The organism is Pseudomonas neuropathica (genome assembly GCF_015461835.1).
Taxonomy (GTDB): Bacteria; Pseudomonadota; Gammaproteobacteria; order Pseudomonadales; family Pseudomonadaceae; genus Aquipseudomonas; species Aquipseudomonas neuropathica.
Genome location: NZ_JACOPX010000017.1, coordinates 91,707 through 117,617, shown reverse-complemented (window position 1 = coordinate 117,617; position 25,911 = coordinate 91,707). Strand labels below are relative to the sequence as shown.

Genomic DNA, 25,911 nt, shown 5'->3' with positions numbered 1-25,911 from the left:
GTCGCAATGCCCAAGCATAAAAACAAAACCGCACAGCCTGTCCCTGATTCGCCTCGATCTGCAATTACCAAATACGTGTTCCCGATCACCATCGGAGTGCTGCTCGCCGCCGTCGCGGGCATCGGCTGGTTTCTCTTCAGCCCTGCTGCGGTGCCGGTGAAACCTGCGCCGGTCAGCGCCCCCGTTGCCGCCCCTGCCAAGCCGCAAGCCGTGCTCGCCAGCAAACCGGCGACGATGGTCGATGAGCAACAATGCCAGGGCTGCCACACCGAACAGGTCAAGGACTGGCAAGGTTCGCATCACCAATTGGCGATGCAGCCGGCGAACGCCGAGACCCTGCTCGGCGACTTCAACAACGTCACCTTCAAAGCCGAAAACGAGACCACGCGATTCTTGCGCAAGGGCGATGAGTTCTGGGTCAACACGCCCGGCATCGATGGCAAGAATACTGATTTCAAAGTCGCCTACACCTTCGGCATCGCACCGTTGCAGCAGTATCTGATCGAGGTTGGCGAAGGCCGGTTGCAAGCGCTTGGCGTGGCTTGGGATACCGAGAAAAACCGCTGGTTTCACCTCTACCCCGGCCAGGGCGTGAACTTCAAGAACCCGCTGCACTGGAGCAAGCCGAGCCAGAACGCCAACTTCATGTGCGTCGAGTGCCACACCACCGGGTTCAAGCGTAATTTCGATGCGGCGAGCAATACCTTCAACAGTCAGTGGAACAGCCTCGGCGTCGGTTGTCAGGCTTGCCATGGTCCGGCGTCGAATCACTTGGAGTGGACGCAGAAAAAAGGCGATCTGATTCATCAGGGTTTCGATGTCGATCTCAAGGACAAGAACGCCACCGTCGAGATCGAAACCTGCGCCCGTTGCCACGCGCGTCGTGCGCCTTTGGGCGATGGCTATACCGTCGGCAAGCGTTTGATGGACGATTACCTGCCGAGCCCCCTCACCCGCGAACTGTATGCGCTGGACGGCAAGATCAAGGATGAGGTGTTCGAATACGGCTCGTTCCTGCAGAGCAAAATGTTCGACAAGGGCGTGCGTTGCAGCAACTGCCACAACCCACACAGCAGCGAACTGAAAGCGCCGGGCAACGCGGTGTGCCTGCAATGCCACAACACCGCTGGCAAGACTTCGGTCGAAGGTGTCGACGGCAAGGGCCTGCAAGCGAAGAACTACGATTCCATCGAGCACACCCGTCACACCCCGGGCCAGCCCGGTTCGCAGTGCGTCGATTGCCATATGCCGGGCAAGTTCTACATGGGCAACGACTTCCGCCATGACCACAGCTTCAGCATTCCCAACCCTGAGCGTGCGCAGAAACTCGGCACGTCGGACGCTTGCCTGACGTGTCATCAGGGCAAGGCTGGCGACAAGGTCACCGCGCAGTTCAAGTTGTGGAGCGCCTCCTCTGCACCGCAGGCACCGCGTTATGACGAAAGCCTGTGGCTGATCCGCAATGGCCAGCCAGGGGCTGCTGATGCGCTGTACGAGCAGTTGCAGCGCAGCAATCTGCCGGCGATTCAACGCGCGACCTTGCTCGCGGAGTTGCCGCTGTACCCGAGCGAACAGGCCTTGAAGCTGGCCACCCAGGACCTGAAGAATCCGGCGCCGCAAGTGCGTGAAAGTGCCGTGCGGGCGATCAGTGCATTCTTGCCGCCGCCGGAGCGCGCGCCGCTGTTGGCGCCGTTGCTGGGCGATCCGGTGAAAGCCGTGCGCATCGTTGCCGCGCGGGACCTGTTGAGTGTGGCGCGCAATAACGGACTTGGCGCGGCGCAAGCCAACTGGGATGCAGCGATTGCCGAGTACGAAACGGTACAGAAGAGTCTGCTGGAGCGTGCCGAGGCCAATCTGAATCTGGCGATGTTGTATCAGGCCAGTGGCCGAGGTTCGGAAGTCGAAGGTTTGCTGCGCTCGGCACTCAAACGCGATCCGGATTTCTACCCGGCACTGGTGACGCTGGTGCAATGGCTGGAAGCCAATGGTCGTGGCCAGGAAGCGCAGACCCTGCTGGATGACAGCCTCAAGCAGCATCCGGATGCAGCACTGTTGCAGCACACCCGTGGCTTGTCGCTGATCCGCGCCGGCAAGACCACTGAAGCCATGTCACCGCTGAAGAAAGCCGCGCAACTGGAGCCGCAGAACGCGCAGTACGGTTATGTGCTGGCGGTGGCACTGCATGAAAGCGGCAAGGTCAGTGAGGCGTGCGCGGTGCTGGAAGGTTTGCTCAAAGTACAACCGGCGAACCGCAACGCGCGGTTATCGCTGATTCAGTGGTATCTCGACAGTGGGCAGGAGCCGAAGGCGCAGGTGCTGTTGCAGGGATGGAAGAAGATGAACATGGGGGATCCGGCGCTTAAGTGATTGGCTGGAGATTGTTGGCCCCTCACCCTAGCCCTCTCCCAGAGGGAGAGGGGACCGACCGAGTTGTCTGGCGAGTTACACCGACCTAAAAAACCGAGTCGACTATGGATTCAAGGCCGATCGTTCAGGTCGGTGTATCTCTCAAATATCCCACAGTCAGTCCCCTCTCCCTCCGGGAGAGGGTTAGGGTGAGGGGCTTTTCAGGGGTTCACCCCGTTACCAGGACGAAGTCTCACCACTGCGCAACGCCATCTCCCGCCGACTGTTGATGTGCATCGCCTTGATCAAGGACACCGTGCCCACCAGCAAAATCGCCGCGCCCAACAGGAAGTCGATGTTGTACAGCTGGAAGTCCTGCACCGGACCGATCAGCAGCACCCGCACGATCGCGGCACCCAGCAGCGTGGCAAGGAAGTCGATCCCCGGTTCATTGCGGTAAAACACCAGCAGTAACGGCAGGCACAACACCAGCAGCAGCAACAACACAACAACCTTGAACGAGCCTTTGCGCTCAACGCTGAACGCGCATTCGTGCGGCCCGTAAGCCTTGTAATCCTCGTCGCGGATCATCGAGGTTTTCTCGTTGATGTAGTCGACGCGGTTGTATTTCTGGATCGGCGTGAAGGTGTTGGACATCTCCATCAATGTGGTGATGTTCTTGAAGCGCAGGTCGATGCGCTCGCTGCCCTTGAGGTAATAGAGCACCGGTTTATAGCCGTAGCGGTAGGTGTCGAAAGGGAATTCGGTGACCTGACCCTGGACACCGATCGGGCGCGGTTCGAGTTCGGCGTAAGCGCTTTTGTTGGTGGCCGACAGGTTGCGGCTCAGCGGCTGCACCTTGACCTGCTCAAGAAAGATCGGCGTGACGCCGTAGGACCATTGCAACGGCTCCAGACGCAAACGCAGTTCATTGCGAGCGAGGTCGTAGCGGTTGAAGGTGCGTTCGGAAACCACCAGAGAACCACTGAGCATGAACTCGCCGCGCAGGTTATTGGTGACGCGCAAGGTCAGCTGGTCCTTGCCCAGCAACGCCGATTCTGTGGTCGGTGGCGTGCCGCACCACGCGGTGCTTTCGCCGACACCGCCAAGCTGGCCGTCGCGGTTTTCCTTGAATACGTAAAAATAACTAGCCCACAGCGTCACCATCAAAAGCAACGCTGTAAGGCCGAGGATTTTTTTGCCCGGACTCACTGATCAGACTCCCTTCTTCGGTTCCATCGTCCAGCCGAAAACCCGCTGGCGACGGCGACTCTACCAAAAGGCCACCACTGACCCAAGGAAAAATCCCCGATTGGCCAAGGTTCTAGGGGTTTCCCCGGTGGCAGAAGCAAGATCAAAAGATCGCAGCCTTCGGCAGCTCCTACAGTTGACCTCATGTAGGAGCTGCCGAAGGCTGCGATCTTTTCAACCGTCAACGCCGACGGAAAAGCGGGCGCGGCTCGATCACCGAACACCCATACAACACGCTCATCCCGGCCAACCCCTTCAGTGCATCCTCGGCGGATTTGTCCTCACGCACCGCAAAGCTGTCGAACCCGCACTGGCGCATATGGCTAAGCTGATCACGCAACACGTCGCCAATCGCGCGCAACTCCCCTGCCCAACCGAACCGGCTGCGCAGCAAATACGCCTGACTGTAAGCACGCCCGTCGCGAAAGCTCGGGAAATCCAGGGCGATCAGTGGCAACGAGGCCAACCACGGCACCAGGCTTTCAACCTCATCGTCCGGGCCAAGCCACACCGCATGAGTCGACGGCGACTCAAGCCAGTGCGCCAGCGGCAACATCAGCAAACCTGCAGGCCTTGGCGTCGACGGCTCACGCACCAGCGTCCACGGATCGTCCGTCACCATTCGCGCGACACCCTGCTCCAGCCGCAACAGATTATTCATACCGCCGCCTCCAGCGTCTTCGGATAGACCCGCTCCTTGAACGGCTCCAGGCCGATCCGCGCGACGGTGTCGACAAACAGTTCCTCGTGCTCGCGATAGCGCACAAACGTGCCGATGATCCGCTCGATCACCTGCGGCACTTCCGCGGCACTGAACGACGGGCCGATGACTTTGCCCAAAGCGCTGTTTTTTCCCTGGGCGCCGCCGAGGGTGATCTGATACCACTCGCTGCCGTTCTTATCGACGCCGAGGATGCCGATATTGCCGATGTGGTGATGGCCGCAGGCGTTCATGCAGCCAGAGATGTTCAGGCTGATATCGCCCAGATCATGCAGGTAATCGAGGTTGTCGAAGCGCGCCTGAATCGCCTGGGCGATCGGGATCGACTTGGCGTTGGCCAGTGCACAGAAATCGCCACCGGGGCAGGCAATGATATCGGTGAGCAGGCCGACGTTGGCGCTGCCCAGATCGTGTTTGCACGCCAATTGCCACAGCGCGTAGAGGTCGCTTTTCGCCACGTCGGGGAGGACGATGTTCTGCTCATGGGCAATACGGATCTCGCCAAAACCGAAACGCTGCGACCAGTCGGCGACTGCGAGCATCTGCGCGCCGGTGACATCCCCCGGTGGCGAAGCCATGCCCGGTTTGGTCGACAGCACCACACTGGTGTAACCCGGCACCTTGTGCGGCTGCACATTGCGCGCAACCCAACGGGCGAACGCCGGGCTTTCGGCCAGGCGCGTGCCGAAGTCCAGATCGGTGTCGGCCAGGGTGTGATAGACCGGCGGCACGAAGGCACTGGCGACCCGTTGGTATTCGGCCTCGGTCAACTGCGCCGGGCCGTCCTTGAGGTGTTGCCATTCCTCTTCGACTTCCTTGGCGAACGCCTCGATGCCCAGCGCCTTGACCAGAATCTTGATCCGCGCCTTGTACTTGTTATCGCGCCGGCCATGACGGTTGTACACCCGCAAAACGGCCTCGACGTACGACAGCAAATGCTCCCACGGCAAGCCTTCGCGGATCTGCAAACCGAGAATCGGCGTGCGCCCCAGACCTCCGCCGACGATCACTCGCAGGAGCATCTGCCCGTCGCGTCCGGGGTAAAGGTACAGGCCGATGTCGTGCATCATGATCGCCGCGCGATCCTGCTTCGCCGAACAGATGGCGATCTTGAATTTGCGTGGCAAAAACAGGAATTCCGGGTTGATCGTCGACCACTGCCGCAGGATCTCGGCCAGCGGGCGCGGGTCGATCAGTTCATCTGCCGCCACCCCGGCGAACGCCTCGGTGGTGATGTTGCGCACACAGTTGCCGGACGTCTGGATCGCATGCATGTTGACCTGCGCCAAGCGTTCGAGGATGTCCGGCACCTCGGCCAGTTCGATCCAGTTGAACTGCATGTTTTGCCGCGTGGTGAAGTGGCCGTAGCCACGATCGTAGTCGCTGGCGATGCTCGCCAGCGTGCGCATCTGTTCGGCGCTCAAGGTGCCGTAGGGAATCGCCACCCGCAGCATGTAGGCGTGCTTCTGCATGTACAGGCCGTTTTGCAGACGCAGCGGCAGAAACTCCTCTTCGCTCAGTTCCCCGGCCATGAAGCGTTCGACCTGATCGCGAAATTGCGCAACACGCTCGAACACCAGCGCCCGGTCGTAATCATCGTATTGATACATGCCACTGCCACCTCATCAGGACGCACACAATTCCTGTAGGCCTTCGCCTGCTCGCGATAGCGGTGTGTCAGGCAACTGAGATGTTGACTGACACACCGCTATCGCGAGCAGGCGAAGGCCTACAGATTTTCCCAGACTATGGCCGAACAGCGCAGCACGTTACAGATTCACCTGAGGCGATAAAAACCATATCAGCACGCGGCAGAACGCCGCAGTCAGCCCTTCAATCTGATCCGCACAAATCAAAGATTCCTGAGCCTGTTTTGTTTCTGACGGGGTTTCTACAGTGCAGCTCATGCCAGACCGGGTGGCCTGGCAAGACTTTGCAACCGTGGATGAATTGACCATGAGCACAGCAACAATCGGACAGGCTTACAACTACAAGGTCGTCCGCCAATTCGTCATTGCCACAATTTTCTGGGGTGTGGTGGGCATGGCGATGGGCGTGTTGATCGCCTCGCAACTGGTATGGCCAGAGATGAATCTGGACCTGCCGTGGACCACATTCGGCCGTCTCAGACCGCTGCACACCAGCCTGGTAATTTTCGGTTTCGCCGGCAGCGCGCAATTCGCCGCCAGTTACTACGCGGTGCAGCGCACCTGCCAGGTGCGGCTGTATTCAGACAAACTCGCCGCGTTCACCTTCTGGGGCTGGCAATCGGTGATCGTGATCATGCTGGTCACCCTGCCGCTGGGCTACACCACCACTAAGGAATACGCCGAGATCGAGTTCTCCGGCGCGGTGTGGATGGCCGTGGTCTGGGTCGCTTACGCGATCGTGTTTTTCACCACCGTGGTGCAGCGCAAGACCAAACATATCTACGTTGGCAACTGGTTTTTCGGCGCGTTCATTCTGGTAATCGCCATGCTGCATGTGGTCAATCACCTGTCGATTCCGGTGGACTGGTTCAAATCCTATCCGGTGTACTCCGGCGCCACCGATGCGATGGTGCAGTGGTGGTACGGGCACAACGCGGTGGGCTTCTTCCTGACCACCGGGTTCCTCGGGATGATGTATTACTTCGTGCCGAAACAGGTCAATCGGCCGGTGTATTCGTACCGGTTGTCGATCGTGCATTTCTGGGCGCTGATCACCCTGTACATCTGGGCCGGCCCGCATCATTTGCACTACACCGCACTGCCGGACTGGGCGCAGTCGCTGGGCATGGCCATGTCGCTGATCCTGCTGGCGCCAAGCTGGGGCGGGATGATCAACGGCATGATGACCTTGTCCGGTGCCTGGCATAAGTTGCGCACCGACCCGATCCTGCGCTTCCTGGTGTTGTCGCTGGCGTTCTACGGCATGTCGACCTTCGAAGGGCCAATGATGGCGATCAAAACCGTCAACGCCCTCTCCCACTACACCGACTGGACCATCGGCCACGTCCACGCCGGCGCGTTGGGCTGGGTGGCAATGATCACCTTCGGCGCGACCTATCACATGGTGCCGAAAGTCTTCGGCCGCGAGCAGATGTACAGCACGCCGCTGATCAACCTGCACTTCTGGCTGGCGACCATTGGCACGGTGTTGTACATCGCCTCGATGTGGGTCAACGGCATCACCCAGGGCTTGATGTGGCGGGCGATCAACGAGGACGGCACGCTGACCTATTCGTTTGTCGAGGCGCTGCAGGCCAGTCACCCGGGGTTCATCGTGCGCTTTGCCGGCGGGGTGTTCTTCCTCACGGGCATGTTGCTGATGGCCTATAACGTGTGGCGTACGGTGCGGGTGGCGGACGTGGCGCTAGCCCACCGTGAAGCGCAGATCGCCTGAGGCAGGGAGCCCAACGTGATGGAGATTTTCTTTGATGTGCTGGGCGTGGTGTTTCTGTGGCTGGCGGTGGAGTACTGCTTGCGGCGGGAGACGGCGGACAGTCTGGATGAGGCGAGCATGGTGCCGTTTGCCGATGACCCCGAGGTGGCTCGGCGGGTGGAGCAGGCCACGGGGAAAGCCGTGAAAACAGTGGCGCCGGAGGTGGCGAAGCCGGGGTGGATGAATCTTGATATGTGAGGGGTATCTGTCGGGCTGCCCTCACCCTAGCCCTCTCCCAGAGGGAGAGGGGACTGACCGAGTGGTTTGTTCGAGTTACGCCGATCTGAAATATCGAGTCGAACTCAGGTTTTGAACAACACTCGGTCTGCTCCCTTTCCCCCTCGCCCCCTTGGGGGAGAGGGCTGGGGTGAGGGGGTAGCTCTTGATCTTAACTACGATCGCGAGGAATCAGACTCTGCAACTGCTGGGCAAGGAAATTGGCGTCGAAGGCAAACGTATCCGGATCCTTCAAACCATTGGTCTTGCGCCACTGCCACGTGCCGTCCGACAATCCGACCAGCGAAATGCTGCCATAACGCGCCGCCGTCAGCCCCATCACCGCCAATGAAATCTGCCCGCCACTGCCCATCACATCCGGCACGAACTCCACCGGTTTGCCGGCAATCACAATGCTCAGCTTCTCGGTCTTGAAGGTCGAGGTCTCCACCGGTGTGCTCGGCCCGAACGCGACATAGGCCTCGCGACTCACCTCCAGCAGATTCGGCGCCTGCACGGGTTCCAGCCATTGCTGAATCTCCCCGAACAGCGCGGTAATTCTCGTGGCCCAAGCGGCCGATTGCGTCTCGAACAGTTGCTTCTTGTGCGCTTCGCTCTCGGCGTAATGACGAAGCATCTCGCCCAGTTGTTGTACGTCGTCCATAGCGGTGTTCCTCGGAAAAGGACCTGCAAAGGTCGATAGTGGCAGATACCAGCCCCGGCGTACGTTTAACCTGCACCAGGCCCGATGAAGCACCATGACACTTGCGTGAAAGATCAGCAGTACAGTCATTAGTTGCTGGCATCGACGCCTGAACAAAAGGAAACTCCGGGCAGACCTGAACACTCGACATTGTCATTTGCCTGAGGACATCCAATGCGCACCATCGGCCTGATCGGCGGCATGAGCTGGGAATCCAGCGCCGAATACTATCGACTCATCAATCAGCAAGTCCGTGACCGTCTCGGCCCGCTGCGCTCGGCGCAGTTGCTGATGCACAGCGTCGACTTCGGCCCCGTCGAGCAGGCCCAACACGCCGGGCGCTGGGACGATGCCGCAGCGATTCTGGTGGACGCCGCGCGCAGGCTCGAAGCCGGTGGCGCCGAATGCGTCGTGCTGTGTACCAACACCATGCACAAGGTCGCCGAACAGATACAGGCAGCGATCAGCATTCCGTTTCTGCACATTGCCGAACCGGCCGCTCAGGCGGCTCTGGACATTGATGCCCGCACCGTCGGCCTGCTCGGCACGGCATTCACGATGGAACAGGACTTTCTCAAGCAACGTTTGATTGCCCAGGGTTTGACGGTATTGGTGCCGGACGAAGCCGAGCGCAAGGACGTGCACCGGATCATCTACGACGAACTCTGTGTCGGCGTGATCAGCGATCAGTCGCGAAAAATCTATCAGCGGGTGATCGAATCCCTCACCGCACGCGGCGCGCAGGCGATCATTCTCGGCTGCACGGAAATCGGCATGTTGATCAAACCCGAACACAGCGCCCTGCCCCTGCTCGACACCACCGAACTGCATGCTCAGTCGGCGGTGGCGTTCGCATTGGGCGACTGAGTCAGGGTTTCGGGCGATTGCGCAGACGGGCCATGCTCAGGGTGTCGACCCATTGCCCGTCGCGCACGGCGTAATCACGAAACAGGCCTTCGTCCTCGAAACCGAATTTGCGGTAGAGCGCGATGGCCGCTTCGTTATCGGCATACACCGAGAGTTCGACGCGGTGCAGATTCATCCAGTTGTCGGCGACGTCCAGCGCCGCCGCCAACAGCTTCGACCCCACGCCTTTGCCCTGCCACGCGACCGCGACCCCCATGCCGATGCTGCCGGCGTGGCTGCGACGAACCCGCGAATAGTTTTCCAGCCCCAGATGGCCGATGACCTGGCCCTGATGCAGCGCGACCAGCTTCAACACCCGTTCATTTTCCGCCAGCAGCCGTTGGCGCCAGACGTCGACGGACTGAAACGGCATCTGCAACACCTGCCGGGTGACAGCCCGTTCGTTGTAGAGCGCAGTGACAGCCTCGAGGTGCGATTCGCTGAAGCGTTCGATGTGAATGGCGGCGTTGTGATCGGGCATGGCGGATCCTTCCTGGATCGATGTTTGGCTGACCACTCTAAACCGCACGCAACCCGTCTGGCGAGAGCGAAAATGGCAGGAGTGAACACGCTTGCGAGAGCGATTTTTCAGTCGCCGGCTCATTAAATGACAAGAACATGTGACCGCCTCACTCCCTTACCATCCGTCGGATTTCGGCCCGCACCTGTCAGATCTGACAGGTGCGCAAATCCTTTTAAAGCGCTTTGATTGTTCCTGTCCAAACACAATGCAGGAGCTTGAACATGACGACTAACAATGAGCCGCAAACATCTGCCGTCGCACTAACGCTAACGTCGACCAAAGTTTTGCCCAACGGTATCGAAGTTCGCCAGCTAGAAGCCACATCAGAAAAAGCCGTTGTCATAGGCGATACCAGAGCCAACGGCTCGGGCGCAGAATCGGAAGCAAGATCACTGACCGGGGTTCCCGAACTCGTAGTGGACGTCTCCCCGATCAAATTATATTGGATAACACTGTCGATCGCTGGCACCGGATTACCGTGGACACCGACCGGCGCAATACCTTCTCTATCCCGGACGGTCAGAAAAGCTACAGGTGGTACACCCCCTATCACCTACACATCATCCAGGCCTGAAATTGCAACGGTCAATGGTAATGGCGACATCAGAGGACTCCTCACAGGTACTGCCACGATCACGGTTCAGGATTCAGTGGGTCAAACCAAGGTGATCGATATTACAGTCGACAACCCGAGACGCAGGGTGCTTTGGAATAAAACGCAGATGACCCATGCACAGGCCCTGGCATGGGCAAAAACAAACCCCGGATTTAACCCGTTCTTCCGCGCATCAAACACAATAGACGATTATGACGGATACGAGGATATTCATAATTTTTATGCGGGATTCGAGCCTAACCCTGCTGGATGCGATGGTGTTACGACAAGACAAATCATATGGTATCTCCTGGATGGGTCGATGTGGGGCGGTTGCGTTTCGCCGTCAACTTTGGGCACTTGCATTATTACCGTCCCCGACTGAAAACGCTGGCTGGACGAAGACGCCCCCTGAGAGATCTCCGATTTTTCGTGAACAAAATCAACAAGCTGGAATATTTGAAGAGACCTGCATGAGAAGGTACTGGACGGCGGATCCCGTTGCGGGTTTGAGGCTGGATCTGAGAATTCTACCTTGCGCCCTTTCATTCAGGTTTCGCAGCGGTTGATCGGGCGGTTTCGCTAGCAGGTTAGCTCCTACAGTTTTCCAGGGTGCTCACAAAATCCGGACTCATTACAAATCCCTGTGCGAGCTGGCTTGCCAGCGATGGCGGCGGATCAGTTGATATCAATACCGGTGGCCAGACCGCTTTCGCGAGCACGCTCGCTCCCACAGGAAAATGCGTCAGGACTGAAACCATTCGTGGCGCTCGGAGAAAGTGTGATGAATGAGGTCCGTGAGGGTCAGCACTTCGGCCACATTCTGTGACTCGGCGTTCACCGCCAGCCAAGCCTGCAATTGCATGGGTTCCTCGAACAACCCCGGCAGTGCGATCAGACCACGATCAAACCGGCTCATGTACGCCGGCAACAACCCTATGCACGCGCTGCAACGGATCATCTCCAGCATCAATTCATAAGACTGCATCTGCACCACCCCGGCCAACCGCTGTTCAACCAACTCATTCCACGGACGAAAGCTGTCGATCTGTCGATCATGCTGCCATTGCACGAGCATGAAGTCGGCGAGGTCGTCGGGGGTGTCCGGGCGGGCGGTGACGCGGGAGTAGCGTTTGGCGATGTGTGGCAGGTAGTCAAGGCGCGCCAGCGCTTGCGGGTCGCTGGTGGCGAAGGTCGGGCCGGGGTGTGGGGTTTCGCCGTGGGCGAGCCAGAGGACGATGTCGGCGCTGACCGCACGCAGCGACAGTTCGCTGTCCAGCGCGATGATTTCCAGGCGCACGCTGGCGTTGCGCCGCAGCAGTGCAATCAGGTCGCGGCCGAGGATGTCGTGGAGGATCGATTCGGCGACGGCGAGGCGGATCAATGGTTGCTCGATCACCGGCAGTTTGCGTTCGTTGGCCAGCGCTATCAGTTTGGCCTGTAACTGTTGACCTTCGCGGGTGAGGCTTAGGGCGCTGCCCTGAAAGCTGAACAGGGTGTGTTGCAGTTCTTGTTCGAGCTGGGCCAGTTGTTTGCGCAGCAAGGTCGAGCGCACGTTGAGGCTGCGCGCGGCTTGCATGAAGCAGCCGCAGCGGGCGCTGACGAGGAAGTATTGGGCGACGTCGGCGTCAATCGTCGCGGCGTGTGCGAGCCACGGTTCGCTGTGGTCGTGCGGCCAGTGGTAATCGTGGTTGCCCTGTCGTCCTGCGGGTTCGGTGAATGACATCGATGACTCCCTGTCGATCTTTGTAGTTGTCTTAACGCAGTTCCCTGTAGGAGTGAGCCTGCTCGCGATAGCGGTGTGTCAGTGGACATTTCTTAACCTGACACACCGCTATCGCGAGCAGGCTCACTCCTACAGGGGATTTGTGGTGAAACTGGGATCAGCGTTTTTCCTCGAGGACTTTGTTGAGTTCAGCGCCGTCGATGCTCAGCGTCGCGGTGGTGAGCATGCCGTCAAGATACGCCTGGGCGATTTGTTCCTGGCGTTGCGCACGCAGGGCCTGGGTCAGTTGATCGCGCAGTTCGTCGAGGGTCGCCAGACGCGCCGGTTGTTGCTCGGTGAGTTTGATCACGTGGAACCCGGCGGCGCTCTGGACGGGATCAGAAACCGCGCCAACCTTGAGTCGCGCCACTGCACCACGCACTTCCGGCACCAGTTGCTGCAACGGTTGCAGACCGGTATCGCCACCACGTTCAGCGGTGACGCGATCCTGCGAATATTGTGTCGCCAGTGCAGCAAATTCTGCCGGCGTCGCCTGCGCTTTTTTGCTCAATTCAAGCGCCTGCTTGCGCACCGATTCAAGATTCTGCGGATCATTTACGCCGAGGAAAATCTGACTGACCCGATACAACGCCGGGGTCTGCCAGTTGGCTTTGCCCGCGTCATAAGCCTGCTGCAGTTCAGCGGCACTCGGGTAATCCGCCGGCACCTGGCTGACCGAACGCAAGTAATCACGGAAGACGATCTGCTCAGTCGCCGCCCGGGTCTGCCGCGCAACCTCGGGACGCTGCGCCCAGCCCTGCGCATCGGCCTGCTCGAGCACCGCTTTCTCGGCCAGACGCGTGCGAATCCAGCGCTCCAGCGCCTCACGATTGCCGCGCAGTTGTTCGCGGGTTTCCGCTGGCACCGTCGCCAGCAACGTCTGTAGTTCCGCAGGGGTTACCTGCTGATTACCCAACCGCGCCACCGCCGGCCCCGTTGCAACCGCCGTCACGGACGACGATTGCTGGGCGGCGACCGGGTCACTGCCCGGCCGCACCACCAGCGCCACGGCCACCACCAACAACGCCACCGCTGCGGCGCTGATCACCATGGCAGGCTTTTTCACAGCGCGACTTCCTCTTGCTCGGCGACAGCCGCTTTAGAAGTGGATGCTTGCGCTGCCTGAGTGAAGTCACGCAGATAAACGATAAATTCCTGCAACAGGCGATCCCACAATTCCAGGTTGCCGCGCAGGTGATCGTTGCTCACGCCCGCCGCCACGACCACATCCATTTCCATCACCAGAAACTCGCCCTGCAACGACAACCGCGCAAAACGACGGCTGGCGTTCCACTGCTCGGCCACACCCTGTGGCAACTCACCCTGCACCCGCAGCGCACAGCTGAAAGTGAAATCGACGTAGCTACCCTGCTCCACCGCCGGATTACCAAAACGCACCGCGTAGCCGATACCCTGACTGGCGCTGAGCAACTGGACGATGCCGTTCTGCTCGGTTTCGTTGACGCGATAACCGGCGGCTTGCAGGACTTCGGTCAGGGATTTTGGCGATACGTGGCTGATCAATTGAGTCATTGTTTCTTCCTTGTTTGTCAGTGCGTGAGCGCAGCTTGCGGCGCGTCGAATTGAGTCTTGTAGAGGTCGTCGCCAAACCCCTGGGCCAGTTCATCGAACTTGACCCGGGCACTGCCCGCGAAGGGCTGGCGGATCTTCATCACCTCGGCCACGTCGATGTTTTCGTAGGCAGTGAGGATCTGCTTGGCGACGCCGTACATCTGCTGATTCTTGACTGAACATTGCTGCACTTGTGTGTCACGTTCAGCCAATTGCGCTTGAAGCTTAGACCGTTCTGCTTCTTTGGCACGGGCCAGCACCAGCAACTCGTCATAGGCCTTTTTGAACTTGCCGGTCTGCTCGGCGCTGGCCGCCACTTGCGCCTGCGCCTGGCTGTGCAGGCTCTGTTGCTGCCCGGCCAATTGCTCGGCGAGGCCTTTGGCCTTGGCCAGTTCAGCGCTCAATTGCTTGATTTGCGCCTGCGCAGCCTTGGCTTCGCTTTGCGCCGCCAGTTGCGCGGCGCTGGCCTGGGCCTGCTGACTTTGCAGGGCCTGCAACTGTTGCGTGGTGCTGCGCAATTGCGTGCGCAGGCGTTCTTCCATGCCTTCGGCATTCGCCCCGGTGGCAATCAACATGCCGAGCCCCAGCCATAAAAAGCGGATTTTCATCACCCTCTCCCGGCGCCTTAGAAGCGCGTGTTGATCTCAAGCTGCAAGACGTCGATGTCGAACGGCGCGCCGTACACCGCTTCGGTGCTCATCCAGCGACCGGTGGCGTAAACGTTCTTCGCCAGTCCGTAGTTGCCGCCGATGAAATAACCCTTGGCGTTGGTGCCGCCGAGGTGGAACGACGAGTCGTTGAAGCCATCAGGCAAGGCATCCGGCTGGATGTATTTGTAGCCAGCGAACATGTTCCAGTCGCCCTGCTTTTTCAGGTCAAGGGCGCTGCCGAGGGTGAATTGCACCATCCACGCGTTGGCGCCGCTTTCGATGTCGCCGTTGCTGTCGAGGTTGTTGACGATCTGCCCGGCCGAACGCTTGCGCATGTCGCCTTCGTCGTACGCGAGGTTGTGGATGTAGTTGCCCTGGCTGCGCAGTTTGAAATCTTCTGGCAGGTCGGCATCCCACACCACGTTCAGATCGAGCAGATTGAATTCCGAAGCAAGGCCAACAAACTGAGGCTGCGGCGTGGTCGTCGGGTTGAGCGGGTTCGGCGTGATGTCGCGCAGCAGGAACACGCTGTTGCCCTTTTGCATGAACGCTGCGCGACTGCCATCGCTGTCGCAACCTGGCGCGCCGGCCCACGGTTCGCAAGGGCTGGAACGCTGGCCTTGAATGTCGTCGAAGCGGTAGTACGCCAGTGCGCCTTTCAAACGGTTGTTGCTGTTGATCGCCCACTTGGCGCCGATCTGCGCACCGTACAGCCACTTGTTGTCGCTCTCTTCCTTGTCGAAGCCGTTGCTGCTGGCGGTGTCGTTGGTGTAATCCACCGGGAACGCGCCGACGGTGCCGAACACGCCCCAATCGCGATTGAGTTTGTGGTCGAAAATCGCCGCCACGCCGTCGAAGTTCAAGTCGTTGGAATAGAGCATGTCGGTGGACATGAACGGATTGGCGAAGCGCCCGCCGGTCAGGGTCAATTCATCCGTAGGCTTCCAGTTCAGGTAACCCTGATCGAGCCAGATGTCCTTTTTGGCGAAGCCGCCGCCGAGGCTTTGCGTGGTCGATACCGGGTTGTTGTCCGAGCCGGTGCCGATGCGAATGCCGGCAGTCCATTGCGGCGAGATCTCCGCTTTCATGCCCAGTCGCGCACGGATGCGGAACTGGTTGGTGCGGTCTTCGCGGGTGTTGAGCAGCGGCGGCAAATTGGTGCTGCTGTTCGGGTTTACGTCGTACGGGCCGTTGTTGTTGAGCTTGGCAAAGTCGACGATCTCGTTGCTGTTGCTGTCCGAGTAGTAGCGCGATTCGTCACGCAGACGAATGTCGCCGTCGAAACTGATGCGCGCCGCCCATTCCGGGAAGCTGTTGGGCGCGGCCCAGTTTTCCTGTTTGGCGGTGGCCATGACTTCGGCTTTGACCTGGTCGCGGATCTGGTCGCGCACCGCGGCCGGCACGTATTGCACACGCACGTCACCCGGCGCAGCGACCGGCCCGGCCGCGACTGCGGTTGATGCGGCGGCCTGTTTGGCCTGCGCCGCTTCGTTCTGCGCCTGAGCGATCAGCGCATCAGCCTTGTCCTGTTTCAGAATGCCCTGCTCGACCAGCAAGCGGATCAGATTGATCGTGGCGTTCTCCGAGGGCGCAGGCGCTGCCACGGCCTGACCGACCAGGGTCGCAATGACCATGCCGACCGCCAGGGACAATCGATTCACGTTGGAAATCATCTGCACACAACTCCTTTTGGCAAAGCGTAAATAAGTGAATTAACCCGGACGCCGCCCTTGCAGGGACAGGCGCACAGGCAAGGTGATGGAGGCCGGTGGCCGTTCGCTGAGGGCCGGCGCACCGCGTAACGCGGCCAGCACTTGCGTATCAATTTCGGGGTTACCGCTGGACTTGATCAGCTCGACCCGGGTGATCTCGCCAACGCTGCTCAGCCAGACATCGGCCTGCAGCGAGAACGCGAGGTTGCGCAGCTCGGGGTTCTCGCGCAGCAAGCGCTGGAAGGTGAACGCCAGAAACTGGCTGTACGTCCCCGTGCCCAAGCGCCCGCCGCCGTTACCGGCCATGCCGCCGCCCTTGCCCGCGCCGATGTTGAATGCGTCGTTGCCGGACTGCGCATCGCCGTCCATTTGCATTGGGTTGGCCAGATCGTCCGCCGGCGATGGCGGCGCCTCTTCCTCAGGCTTGACCTCTTCCGGTTCCGGCGTTGGCTCGGGCTCGACGACTTTCTCTTCCACCGGGGTTTCCGGTTCCGGCGGTTTCTCCGGCGGTGGTGGTGGCGGCGGTGGCAACGGAATGATCGTCGGCACCTTCGGCGCTTCGCGGCGGATGCCGCTCATGTCGTTGGCCCACTGCCACAGAAACCACGCGGCGAGCGCGCCGATCAGCAAGCCAGCGCCCCACTTCGCATAACGCAGCGCTGGTTTTTTTACCGGCAGCGGCTCGATCGGGAGTTGTGCGGTCATGACTCAGCCCTGACTCGGTTTGCCGGTCACAAGACCGACCTGGGACAGTTCGAGCCGGCGCAACAGATCCAGCACTTCGATGACTTTCTGGTATTGCACGGTCGCGTCGCCGCGCACGATTACCGGGAAATCCGGGCTCTGCGCTTTCTCGATGCGCAAGCGTTCTTCCAGTTCGGCCAGGGTCACCGGATAAGCATCGAGGAACACCTGGCCGCCGTCGTTGACCGAGATCGCCTTGGTCTTGGCCTCGGACAGCGACACCGAAGCGCTGGCCTTGGGCAGGTTGATCTGGATTCCGGAAACCTGCGCGGTGGCGGTGAGGATGAACATCACCAGCACCACCATCAGCACGTCGACCAGGGGCGTGATGTTGATGCTGTCCACCGCGGCATCGTCATCATCGTCGTGGGAGGCATTTACAGAAGCCATGTCGGTGCTCCTCAGGCCGGTACGGAGTGGTTGGCGTGATGGCCGCGATGCGACGCTTCACTGAACTGGCTCTCGCCGTGCATCTCCGCCAGACGGGTGATGAACTCGTCGACGAACACGCGCATGTCGGCGCTGACTTCTTTGTTGCGGGTGATCAGGCGGTTGTAGCCAAACAACGCCGGGATCGCGACGAACAGGCCCATGGCGGTGGCGAGCAAAGCAGCAGCCATACCGGGAGCGATGGCGTTGATGTTGACGTCGCCGGCCATCGCCGTGCCGAGGAACACCACCATGATCCCCAGCACGGTGCCGAGCAGGCCGATGTACGGGCCGCCGGCGATGGCGTTGGACAGGGTCGAGAGTTTCGAACTCAATTGCTGGTTTTCGCGGGTACGCACACCGTCCATGGAGCAGCGGATGGCTTCGATGGTGGCCGCTGACACCGACGAGGTATCGGCGCCCTGCTCGCGACGGGTGCGGATCTCTTTGACCGCCACCAGGTACAGGCGCCATAGCGAAGAATGCTGCAGGCGTTGGGCGAGTTGCGCGTCGTCGGCGAACATCTCCAGACGCGTGCCGACCTTGGCGAACTGCACGCGGAAGTCTTCGTTGGCGGCAGTGACGCGGCTGAGGCTGCGGTTCTTGCGCAGCATGATGATCCACGACTGGAGCATCATCAGCACCAGCACGGCGATGATCACCCAGGCGTCGATCGGCACCGCGTTGAGCAGGAAACCGAGGCTGCCGAAACCGAAACCGGACTGTTCTTCGTCGACACCGTAAGCCACCAGTTTCGACTCGGCACCTTGCGAAGTCGCGTCGGCCAGCAACAGCGCTGCCGGGCGTGAAACCTTCGACAGGCGCAATTCATCGATAGCACCCACGAACGGCTGGAACGGACCTTCGTGCACGTCAGCGCCGATGGCCATGACCGAGTTGAAGGCCGGCATCGCCTGGGCCAGCGTCGCGCCTTCGCGGCCATTGATGTACAGGGTCACTTTGGCGCCTTCGGCGGTCAGCGCGACGTGTTGCCATTGGCCTGGATTCAGCGCTTGCGTGGCGACGGCACGTTGGCCGTCGATTTCCACGAACGGCACGCCTTGGTTTGCACCGATCAGCAGGCTGTAGGCGCCTTCGCGACGGGCGAGAATCAGTTGCTCGCCATTGGCCTGATCCAGACGCAGCCAGGCACTGAAGGTGAACGCACTGCCAGCGTTGTGTTGCAGCGAAGGACTGGCCGGCAGCAACAGCGGCTGACCGCTGAACTGCAAGGCGCGCCCGACTACGCCGTCAATCGCCGCGCCGGTGGCGCTTTGCGCGGTGTTGCCGTAGGCCGTGGTGTCTTTGGCCGGGGTGCCGGTGGCGCCATCGAAGTGATACAGCGCGGTGTAATTCGGATCAAACGTCAGTTGGCCGTTGCCGGTCGCCGGCGCCTTCTGATTGCCGTAATACATCCAGATGTCCTGGCGCTGAGCGCCCTCGACATTCGGCACATCAACCCAGATCAGCGCCATGCCCATCAGCGCGTCGAAGCTTTCGATCTGGTGGTTGAGCACGGTCTTGTCGTCGGCGGCGACGAAGCGCAGGTCCGAGCCGTCCTCTTTCACGCCGTCGAAGGCGAAGTTGCCGGTGTGCAGGCGCACCAGCAGCGCGGTGCGGCCGAGGGCCTGATTGATCGCTGCACCTTGTGGCGTGGTGTCGACGGCGATCTGTTTGCGGTAGTGCCAGTCGTCCTGCCACCAGGCCTGAGCCGTGGCCGGGAGCACGAAGCCCAGGCAGATAAACAACGAAAGAATGAGGCGCTGCATGAACGTGCTCCTTGTCAGAAAGTGGCTTGAAGGTTGAAGTGCAGGCGCGATTCCTGTTTCGAGGTGTTCGGCCCTTCGAGTAGCGGGTAGCCCCAGTCGAGGCTGCCGGACAGCCATTTGCTCAGGCTGGCGCGGGTGCCGAGGCCGACGCTGGCCAAGGCGTAATTGGCGTCCTGGTCCGGCAGTTCGTCGCGCAGGTAAAGTTGTGCGCCTTCGGCAAAGGCGTAGAAGCGCCAGTCCTGCATCCATGTACCGGCGTACTTGGCCAGCGATGGCGTGCGCAGTTCCTGGCTGAGCAGCAAGCCGTCATCAGCGGTGCGTTCGGCGGCCAGATAGCCGCGCACCGAAGTCGCGCCGCCGGCGGAGAATTGCTCATTGGAAACCAGTGGCCCGGACGCCAACTGGAAAGCGGCTTTGCTTGCGCTCTGCCAGTCGCTGTCGAAGGTCCAGGTGTAATTCGTGTCGCCCTTGAGCACGGCGAAACTCGGTTTGGCGCGGTAGCGTTTGTAGTCGAAATCTTCGTCGGAACTGCCGTAGCCGAAAATGCTGCGGGTCGCGGCAACCAGACTCAGACCCAGGCCGAGCTGGCTTTTTTCGCTGTAGCGATAGCCGTTGTAGGCGAAGGTGAACGGTGCGTATTGCAAAGGGACTTTGTCGCTCTCGCCGGACAGGGTCAGGCGTTCGTCGAAGTCCTTGAAGTCGATGCCGGCGGACAGCGAATTCGACCAGTTGCCGCTGGAGGGCAGCGTGTAGATCGCCGAGACGCCATAGGAGTGGCCCTTGCCGAGCACGTTGCTGCCGCCGATGGTGGCGACGTTGCTGTCGGACTGGTAACCGGAGAACTGCACGCTCCAGCGATCGGTCAGCGGCGCGGTGTAGGAACCCGACCAGACCTTGGCGTTGTCGGTTTCCTGCGGCGCAGTGAAGAACGTCAGGTTGACGCTATGGCCGAGTTGCCAGAGGTTGTTGTAGCCGAGGCTGGTGACGGTGCGCAGCTTTTCGGTGTCGGCGCTGTAATCGTTGTTGAGGCCAACACTGGCGGTCCACGGGTTCTGGTCTTCGACCTGCAAATCGACGTCCATGGTGCCGGGGCGCTGACCTTCGCGCACCAGCGGCATCACTTGCCGGCCCGGGGTTTTGTTGAGCTGCGCCAGTTCGCCCTGGACCTTGGCGAAGTCAGGCACCTCGCCTTCTTTGAGCGCCGGGACGTCGTCGCGGATGTCCAGCGGCGAATAGTGTTTGGCGCCGACCACACGCACCCGGCCGACCTTGGTTTCGCTGACTTGCAGGTAGACGATGCCGTCGGCGACGGCTTGTTCCGGCAACTCGACGAACACCGATTGATAACCGCGCTCCTGATAAGCCTTCTGCAATGCGTCCCGAGCACCTTCGATATCCGTGAGGGCTTTTTGCGGGCCGAGAAACGGGTACACCGCCTCTTCAATCGCGCGTGCATCGAGCACGGTGTTGCCGCGAACGAAGTATTCGTTGACGTCGACCAGACGCTGGGCTGCTGCGTTGCTGGCAGCCTCTTCGGCCAATGCCGGCTGCACGCCCGCCGTCACCAGCAGCCAGCCCCACAGCGCCAGCCGTGACTTGAAAATCGGTTCCACACTACCCCCTGAATTCGCGATGACCTGTTGGCGTTTCGAACGCCGCGTGTATGGCGTCAATTGCTGGCTGTCGAGGCGCAGGCGTGTTTGCCCAGCCACGTGTGCAAAAGCGCGAAGTTCAAGGAGAACTCGGGCATTTGCAGCAACGCGCCGCAGAACACTTCGCCGATGATTTTTTGAATGAGCAGCACCGCACGGGGCTCGTTGAGCAACGTGGCGATGTCGCGACTGAGGGCGTTGAAGCTCCAGACTTTCTGGTTCAGGCCCAGGCCAACGAACCAGCGGAACAGCAGGTTGTAATTGAGCTGTTCATACAGTTGCTGTTCGCTGGGCACCGAATACAGCAGTTGCAGGAGCAGGATGTGCATCACCGTTTGCGCGGGAATCAACATGCCCGGCTCGGCATTGAGGTCGTGCAGGAGTTCGCGGTGGGCCTCGAACAAGTCGTCGATCTGCGGGCGCAGCAACACCAGCGAATGGCCCGGCGGAATGTAGCTGGAGACCTCTTTCAAGGCGCCCTGCCAGTCATCCTGCGAGACGATCCAGACCCACGGCGCGCCGTAGCGATACACCGAAACCGGCTTCTTGCGCGCGGCCTCGACGATCTTCGACAGGCGTTGATCGAGTTCCTGCATGCCCACTTTCGAGTAGCGTTCCATAGTCCCCATTGCCTCACTCCCGGCGTCCCGCCTCGGCTTGTGAAAAGCGCCCCATTGGGCCCCTCAAGCGCGTTACATAGGCATGACCGGACTGGCGATGTGCTACCGAACTTTTGTCATAAAAGCTTCATTACCGGGGGTGGGCAGGCGGGTGTTTTCAGGCATACATAAAAAAATGTGGGAGCGAGCCTGCTCGCGAAGGCGGTGTGTCCGTTGCCATCTAACTGGCAGGCCCTGTAAGGTGCGATCAGCAATAACCGCTGCTCAATTTCATTTCCAAATTAAACTATCACTTTCAAAAGCAAAATAATTTAATGCAGCGCCATCTGCACTTACGACGACTGTCCAGTATGGCGCTACCACCCTGCTTAACTCGTCAGAACTTTTAAAACGACTGTCTTCGACGACAGGACTATAGTTCTTTCAAATCAAACGTTCCGAAAATCCTGACATTTACAGGACCCTGCGGGGGTGGACTGCCGACTAAACGCCCCTTGACATCAATCTCGCCCGAGGCTTGCCGGGGTGAGTCCTGATACTTTACTTTGACAGAACCACTTTCGGGGACGAACTCATAACTATGCCATTCGGAATAATCATGGTATGCAAAACGTTTCAGTTCTTTGACATCGTATTTCGCGATGGCCGTTTTATTGGGGAACTCTATAAAAAGGAACCTTGTCGGCGGCATGTTTCCCGGAGGATCGTCTCTGACCCCAACCTCAAAACCGTCACCCTGTTCCGAAAGATAGATATCAAGCTGTTCGATCTTGCCGTACCCTTCCACTTCTACTTCAAATTTACCCGTAGCTGTTGACTTGGTTTTAACAAGTTTTTTGTAATCGCTGCTCATCGTTCTTCACCTCATTCGACAAAGTATTTTTTACAGCGCAATTTTATTTAAGATCACACTGTCGAATTTATTAATATCCCTAGGCGTGACAAGTTGTCCACTGTCAAACCTGACAGTTGACAAATCAGAAACCGTCTATATGCAGAAAAGAATTAATTCATGAATAAACTGCCCAAACCTCGACAATCCTGCCACCCCGCACCGCCAACAAATCCCCAAACTGCAACAGCACTGCTTCAGTCTGCGTCGGGCGCAGGAAGACTTGATCTTCTATCGTCAGGCCGACGGCGTTGGAGCCATTGACCATCTCTTGATTGGAGCTGCGTCCGTAGACGCTGTTGCTCTGTAAACCCTGGGGAGATTCGAACTCGGCCATCCAGTTACCGCCGTAGATGAAATAGGTCTGGCGCTGATTCTGGTCCCACCACGAAAACATCTTCGACTTGTCATCCAGCGCCGGAATATTCACCGCACCGGTGCTCTTTAAAACAGGCGTGGCGATGTAAGTCGCGGGCACATGCTCGGTCAGCGACGGCAAATCGTAGTGCGTCGGTTTGAGCATCGCCGTGCCCACGGAAACCTCGGTACTCAGTTTCTCGTTTTCGTGAATGCGGTAACTGGGGCTGCCAGCAGTGTTCAGGCACAAACCGTCATGCCACAACGCGGGAAAATGCTGCCGGGTGAAATCGACGCAACGCTGATAAATCACCATGACCTTGGCGAACAGTTCCTCCGGTGAGCCGAGAATCCCCGGCACGCCCATGCCCACGAACGGGTCGTAACCCATGAACCCGGCAAATTCCAGATGCTGCGGGTTGGCGCTGATCAGCGTGAGCATCTGCCCAACGACATTCACATCACTGACCCCGCCACGATGCAGACCGACGTCCAGTTCGATGTTGATGCGCATCCGCGTGCCCAAACCCTGCGCCAGCGCAAGGTATTGCTGCAAACGCTCCGGCCCGTCGAGCAGCCATTGCAGTTGCTTTTCGGGATCGAACGGACCTTTGTGGGTTTGGTAGAACAGCTCTGTCGAACGCACCGGCAATGGCTTGCCGAGCAGGATGTCGGACTTTGGAAAAACCTGCGCATCGTGATTGAGAAACGGCTGATGAAACGACATCAGCCTCTGCGTTCCGGCACGCTGTGCGATGTAGCTCAAAAGTCCCGGTGCTGGCAGCGACTTCTCCACCAGACGCAATTGTTTGCCGCCGCGCTTGACCGACTGCATCACCACATCAATGTTGTGATCGAGCCGATCCAGGTCGATCAGCAGCACCGGGCGCATAGGCCCCTTTTCCTTCAATTCCTGGTTCAGCGCCCGGAAGTATTCGCTGTACGGCGCGCCGCGATCGCCCGGGCGCAACCACGCGCCGACACCGACCAACAGAGCACCGACACCCAACGTACCGAGCAGAAATTTGCGCCGATCAATGGCCATCAGCTCACCCCCAATATCGACGCCAGATGCGCATTGAGAAAGCGTCCGCTCGGATCAAGCGCCTGACGCACGTCGACAAACTCGCGCCAGCGCGGATACAGCGGTTGCAGGTTCTTCGCGTTGAGCGTGTGCAACTTGCCCCAGTGTGGCCGGCCGTTGTACTTCCAGAAAATCGGTTCGACCGCCGCGAAGAAGTTGTGATGATCCATCTGATAATGCTGGTGTACCGAGATCGAACAGCTGTCGCGGCCCTCGAACATACTCAGCGGAATGTCGTCAGCCTTGACGTAGCGGTACTCGATGGGAAACCAGGTGCGCAGATCCTTATCCTGAATCAGCTTGAGAATCTCACGCAGGCACGCCGGGCCGTGTTCGGCGGGCACCGAGTATTCCATTTCGTTGAACCGCACCGTTCGCACATTGGCGTAAATGTCGAACGAGTCGCCGACGCGATCATCGAAACTGGCCAGATGCCGCAGGCTGTTGAGCAGCGTGCGGCGCAGGTCGGGGAAGTCGCTGCCGTACTTGTCGATCTTCTCGATCAGGGTGACGAACGCGTTGCCGCCCTCTTCTTCCGGGCTGATCGGCGGCGTCGCCGGGTCGTCGGTTTCGTTGAGGGCGATGGACAAGGCGTAGTCGGAATGCGTGACGACGAGCATTTCCCAGTGTTGGTTTTCACTTGTGTTCTTTTCGAGGTCCTCGAGCAACTCTTCGGTCTTGGCGATCCATTGGCGTTCGCGCAAGCGGTATGCCGGGCGGTTTTGCAGGCGAATTTTCGTGGCGACACCGAGCGCACCGAGGGAGACGCGGGCGGCGTTGAACACCTCGGGATGGCGCTGGCTGTCGCAGTCCAGCACCTCGCCATTGGCCGTGACCAATTGCAGGCCGCAGACATGCGCCGAGTAGGACTGGAAGTTCTTACCGGTGCCGTGGGTCGAAGTGGCAATGGCTCCAGCAAGGGTCTGGTAATCGATGTCAGCCATGTTTTGCAGGGCCTGGCCGATGTCTTTCAGCGGTACGCCCATGCGTGACATCGGTGTGCCGGCGGCAAACTCGGCTTGCAGGGTGTTCGCATCGTGATCAAGCAGACCGTTGAAATAGCTCAGCGACAACAGCGTGCCGTCGGTGGGCACCAATGCACTAAAAGAATGCGCCGAGCCGACCGGGCGAATCTTGCCCTGTGCCTGTTTGATGACGGCTGTCAGTTCATCGAGATTCTTTGGCGCCAGTCGCGCCGCCGGCAGGCAACTCTGCCCGCCCGACCAGTTGCGCCACGGAATCAGCCGTGGCGCGCGCAGCAATTGACCCAACGCCGGATGACTCGCCAACGCACTGAACGCGCCGACGATGCTTGCCCGTTGCAACAACTGACGCCGTGTCAGATCCATCGTCATGCCGGGCACCTTATTGTGGGAGCGGCTGGTCGGCCATGAAGCCGATCAATTGCAGGAATTGTTCTTCCGAGCACTCGACGCACTGGCCCATCGGCGGCATGCCGTTATAGCCGTTGATGGCGTGATCGAGCAGCGTGTCGGTGCCCTGCTGGATGCGCGGCTCCCAGGCTTTGCGATCACCGGTGAGTGGTGCGTTGGCGGCGGGATTGGCGTGGCAGAGCTGGCAGCTGTTGGCGTAGATCTGCGCCAGTGCCGGGTCTTTGGGGATGGCGTTGCTGGTGACTGAGGGCTTCGGGTCTTCGCCGCAGCCAGGCAGAGCCATGACCAACGCCAGTATTAGAGTGAGTCGGATTGCCCGCATAACGGCCTCGCTTATTGTTGTGTTCACACCTTAAGGCAGCGGCTGCAACGGGTTGAGGGCATTGCCGGACAGTGAGGGGGGCAAACGGGGCCAGCTCTCCCCCCCCGATGCTCGTTCCCACGCAGAGCGTGGGAACGATCATCAAGCCAGTCCGCTCTGCTGTGCGCCTTTGCGTGACATTCGGGTGACATTTGCGGGTTTAAATTCCGGCGCATTCAGGCGTATAACCTGTGAAGGCTTTTTGATCTGCATACGGACATCAACA

General features: G+C 59.7%; 24 protein-coding genes. 5 read left to right on the top strand and 19 right to left on the bottom strand.

Features of this window, described 5'->3' with window-relative positions; genetic code table 11:
* The first annotated feature begins 6 nt into the window (after positions 1-6).
* Entirely contained in the window at positions 7-2,367 is a 2,361-nt protein-coding gene (locus H8F23_RS23625; protein ID WP_194935973.1) for a tetratricopeptide repeat protein, read from the top strand.
* Positions 2,368-2,583: 216 nt separating this feature from the next.
* On the opposite strand, the gene H8F23_RS23620 is transcribed toward H8F23_RS23625, so the two are convergent.
* From H8F23_RS23620 to H8F23_RS23610, 3 genes are all read right to left on the bottom strand, one after another.
* Positions 2,584-3,558, bottom strand: a complete 975-nt coding sequence (locus H8F23_RS23620) for a hypothetical protein (RefSeq protein WP_194935972.1) — start codon at positions 3,556-3,558, stop codon at positions 2,584-2,586.
* A gap of 220 nt (positions 3,559-3,778) precedes the next feature.
* Positions 3,779-4,258 carry a DUF934 domain-containing protein gene (locus H8F23_RS23615; RefSeq protein ID WP_194935971.1) on the bottom strand — a complete coding sequence of 160 codons (480 nt, stop codon included), beginning with the start codon at positions 4,256-4,258 and terminating at the stop codon, positions 3,779-3,781.
* Positions 4,255-5,928, bottom strand: coding sequence for a nitrite/sulfite reductase (locus tag H8F23_RS23610; RefSeq protein WP_194935970.1), 1,674 nt, complete (start codon positions 5,926-5,928; stop codon positions 4,255-4,257). The genes H8F23_RS23615 and H8F23_RS23610 overlap by 4 nt, the downstream gene beginning before the upstream one ends.
* A 346-nt stretch (positions 5,929-6,274) precedes the next feature.
* Between H8F23_RS23610 and ccoN the strand changes: the two genes are divergently transcribed.
* Positions 6,275-7,702, top strand: coding sequence for a cytochrome-c oxidase, cbb3-type subunit I (gene ccoN / locus H8F23_RS23605; protein WP_194935969.1), 1,428 nt, complete (start codon positions 6,275-6,277; stop codon positions 7,700-7,702).
* A gap of 18 nt (positions 7,703-7,720) precedes the next feature.
* A complete protein-coding gene (locus tag H8F23_RS23600; protein WP_194935968.1) occupies positions 7,721-7,939 on the top strand; it encodes a cbb3-type cytochrome c oxidase subunit 3 in 219 nt (72 codons plus the stop codon).
* Positions 7,940-8,129: 190 nt separating this feature from the next.
* Here the strand turns inward: H8F23_RS23600 and H8F23_RS23595 are convergent, their stop codons facing one another.
* Positions 8,130-8,621: a hypothetical protein gene (locus H8F23_RS23595; RefSeq protein WP_194935967.1), complete on the bottom strand. Its 492-nt coding sequence runs from the start codon at positions 8,619-8,621 to the stop codon at positions 8,130-8,132.
* A 213-nt stretch (positions 8,622-8,834) separates the two neighbouring features.
* Between H8F23_RS23595 and H8F23_RS23590 the strand changes: the two genes are divergently transcribed.
* Positions 8,835-9,527: an aspartate/glutamate racemase family protein gene (locus tag H8F23_RS23590; RefSeq protein ID WP_194935966.1), complete on the top strand. Its 693-nt coding sequence runs from the start codon at positions 8,835-8,837 to the stop codon at positions 9,525-9,527.
* Position 9,528: 1 nt separating this feature from the next.
* Here H8F23_RS23590 and H8F23_RS23585 read toward each other — a convergent pair whose 3' ends face one another.
* On the bottom strand, positions 9,529-10,047 hold the full coding sequence (locus H8F23_RS23585) for a GNAT family N-acetyltransferase (RefSeq protein WP_194935965.1): 519 nt from the start codon (positions 10,045-10,047) through the stop codon (positions 9,529-9,531).
* Between the two features lie 263 nt (positions 10,048-10,310).
* On the opposite strand from H8F23_RS23585, the gene H8F23_RS23580 reads away from it, so the two are divergent.
* Positions 10,311-11,069 carry an Ig-like domain-containing protein gene (locus tag H8F23_RS23580; RefSeq protein ID WP_194935964.1) on the top strand — a complete coding sequence of 253 codons (759 nt, stop codon included), beginning with the start codon at positions 10,311-10,313 and terminating at the stop codon, positions 11,067-11,069.
* Positions 11,070-11,429: 360 nt separating this feature from the next.
* Here H8F23_RS23580 and H8F23_RS23575 read toward each other — a convergent pair whose 3' ends face one another.
* The 14 genes from H8F23_RS23575 to H8F23_RS23510 form a co-directional block, all read right to left on the bottom strand.
* Positions 11,430-12,410, bottom strand: a complete 981-nt coding sequence (locus H8F23_RS23575) for a LysR family transcriptional regulator (RefSeq protein ID WP_194935963.1) — start codon at positions 12,408-12,410, stop codon at positions 11,430-11,432.
* Between the two features lie 157 nt (positions 12,411-12,567).
* Positions 12,568-13,515 carry a peptidylprolyl isomerase gene (locus tag H8F23_RS23570; protein ID WP_194935962.1) on the bottom strand — a complete coding sequence of 316 codons (948 nt, stop codon included), beginning with the start codon at positions 13,513-13,515 and terminating at the stop codon, positions 12,568-12,570.
* Positions 13,512-13,982 (bottom strand): YbjN domain-containing protein, encoded by a 471-nt coding sequence (locus tag H8F23_RS23565; protein ID WP_116254711.1) that lies wholly within the window; start codon positions 13,980-13,982, stop codon positions 13,512-13,514. Before H8F23_RS23565 ends, H8F23_RS23570 begins: the two co-directional genes overlap by 4 nt.
* Before the next feature lie 17 nt (positions 13,983-13,999).
* A complete protein-coding gene (locus H8F23_RS23560; RefSeq protein WP_194935961.1) occupies positions 14,000-14,629 on the bottom strand; it encodes a DNA repair protein in 630 nt (209 codons plus the stop codon).
* A gap of 17 nt (positions 14,630-14,646) precedes the next feature.
* Positions 14,647-16,344 carry a putative porin gene (locus tag H8F23_RS23555; protein WP_108224805.1) on the bottom strand — a complete coding sequence of 566 codons (1,698 nt, stop codon included), beginning with the start codon at positions 16,342-16,344 and terminating at the stop codon, positions 14,647-14,649.
* 39 nt (positions 16,345-16,383) lie between these two features.
* The gene (locus H8F23_RS23550; RefSeq protein WP_194935960.1) at positions 16,384-17,088 is read right to left on the bottom strand and encodes an energy transducer TonB family protein; all 705 of its coding nucleotides are present in this window, start codon (positions 17,086-17,088) and stop codon (positions 16,384-16,386) included.
* 3 nt (positions 17,089-17,091) lie between these two features.
* The gene (locus tag H8F23_RS23545) at positions 17,092-17,517 is read right to left on the bottom strand and encodes an ExbD/TolR family protein (RefSeq protein WP_003201710.1); all 426 of its coding nucleotides are present in this window, start codon (positions 17,515-17,517) and stop codon (positions 17,092-17,094) included.
* Between the two features lie 11 nt (positions 17,518-17,528).
* Positions 17,529-19,325: a DUF2341 domain-containing protein gene (locus H8F23_RS23540; RefSeq protein ID WP_194935959.1), complete on the bottom strand. Its 1,797-nt coding sequence runs from the start codon at positions 19,323-19,325 to the stop codon at positions 17,529-17,531.
* Positions 19,326-19,339: 14 nt separating this feature from the next.
* A complete protein-coding gene (locus tag H8F23_RS23535; protein WP_194935958.1) occupies positions 19,340-20,938 on the bottom strand; it encodes a ShlB/FhaC/HecB family hemolysin secretion/activation protein in 1,599 nt (532 codons plus the stop codon).
* 56 nt (positions 20,939-20,994) lie between these two features.
* The gene (locus H8F23_RS29375) at positions 20,995-21,606 is read right to left on the bottom strand and encodes a transposase (protein ID WP_194935957.1); all 612 of its coding nucleotides are present in this window, start codon (positions 21,604-21,606) and stop codon (positions 20,995-20,997) included.
* Between the two features lie 403 nt (positions 21,607-22,009).
* Complete coding sequence (locus tag H8F23_RS23525; RefSeq protein WP_194935956.1) at positions 22,010-22,450, bottom strand: hypothetical protein; 441 nt, start codon at positions 22,448-22,450, stop codon at positions 22,010-22,012.
* Positions 22,451-22,607: 157 nt separating this feature from the next.
* Positions 22,608-23,816 (bottom strand): DSD1 family PLP-dependent enzyme, encoded by a 1,209-nt coding sequence (locus tag H8F23_RS23520; RefSeq protein WP_194936006.1) that lies wholly within the window; start codon positions 23,814-23,816, stop codon positions 22,608-22,610.
* A gap of 74 nt (positions 23,817-23,890) precedes the next feature.
* Positions 23,891-25,219: a D-arabinono-1,4-lactone oxidase gene (locus H8F23_RS23515; protein WP_194936005.1), complete on the bottom strand. Its 1,329-nt coding sequence runs from the start codon at positions 25,217-25,219 to the stop codon at positions 23,891-23,893.
* Between the two features lie 76 nt (positions 25,220-25,295).
* Complete coding sequence (locus tag H8F23_RS23510; RefSeq protein ID WP_194935955.1) at positions 25,296-25,646, bottom strand: c-type cytochrome; 351 nt, start codon at positions 25,644-25,646, stop codon at positions 25,296-25,298.
* Positions 25,647-25,911 lie beyond the last annotated feature (265 nt).

Coding starts and splice junctions, on each gene's coding strand:
- H8F23_RS23625 (WP_194935973.1), top strand. CDS start 7: ATGCCCAAGCATAAAAACAAAACCGCACAGCCTGTCCCTGATTCGCCT.
- H8F23_RS23615 (WP_194935971.1), bottom strand. CDS start 4,258: ATGAATAATCTGTTGCGGCTGGAGCAGGGTGTCGCGCGAATGGTGACG.
- H8F23_RS23610 (WP_194935970.1), bottom strand. CDS start 5,928: ATGTATCAATACGATGATTACGACCGGGCGCTGGTGTTCGAGCGTGTT.
- ccoN (WP_194935969.1), top strand. CDS start 6,275: ATGAGCACAGCAACAATCGGACAGGCTTACAACTACAAGGTCGTCCGC.
- H8F23_RS23600 (WP_194935968.1), top strand. CDS start 7,721: ATGGAGATTTTCTTTGATGTGCTGGGCGTGGTGTTTCTGTGGCTGGCG.
- H8F23_RS23595 (WP_194935967.1), bottom strand. CDS start 8,621: ATGGACGACGTACAACAACTGGGCGAGATGCTTCGTCATTACGCCGAG.
- H8F23_RS23590 (WP_194935966.1), top strand. CDS start 8,835: ATGCGCACCATCGGCCTGATCGGCGGCATGAGCTGGGAATCCAGCGCC.
- H8F23_RS23585 (WP_194935965.1), bottom strand. CDS start 10,047: ATGCCCGATCACAACGCCGCCATTCACATCGAACGCTTCAGCGAATCG.
- H8F23_RS23580 (WP_194935964.1), top strand. CDS start 10,311: ATGACGACTAACAATGAGCCGCAAACATCTGCCGTCGCACTAACGCTA.
- H8F23_RS23575 (WP_194935963.1), bottom strand. CDS start 12,410: ATGTCATTCACCGAACCCGCAGGACGACAGGGCAACCACGATTACCAC.
- H8F23_RS23565 (WP_116254711.1), bottom strand. CDS start 13,982: ATGACTCAATTGATCAGCCACGTATCGCCAAAATCCCTGACCGAAGTC.
- H8F23_RS23560 (WP_194935961.1), bottom strand. CDS start 14,629: ATGAAAATCCGCTTTTTATGGCTGGGGCTCGGCATGTTGATTGCCACC.
- H8F23_RS23555 (WP_108224805.1), bottom strand. CDS start 16,344: ATGATTTCCAACGTGAATCGATTGTCCCTGGCGGTCGGCATGGTCATT.
- H8F23_RS23550 (WP_194935960.1), bottom strand. CDS start 17,088: ATGACCGCACAACTCCCGATCGAGCCGCTGCCGGTAAAAAAACCAGCG.
- H8F23_RS23545 (WP_003201710.1), bottom strand. CDS start 17,517: ATGGCTTCTGTAAATGCCTCCCACGACGATGATGACGATGCCGCGGTG.
- H8F23_RS23540 (WP_194935959.1), bottom strand. CDS start 19,325: ATGCAGCGCCTCATTCTTTCGTTGTTTATCTGCCTGGGCTTCGTGCTC.
- H8F23_RS29375 (WP_194935957.1), bottom strand. CDS start 21,606: ATGGGGACTATGGAACGCTACTCGAAAGTGGGCATGCAGGAACTCGAT.
- H8F23_RS23525 (WP_194935956.1), bottom strand. CDS start 22,450: ATGAGCAGCGATTACAAAAAACTTGTTAAAACCAAGTCAACAGCTACG.
- H8F23_RS23510 (WP_194935955.1), bottom strand. CDS start 25,646: ATGCGGGCAATCCGACTCACTCTAATACTGGCGTTGGTCATGGCTCTG.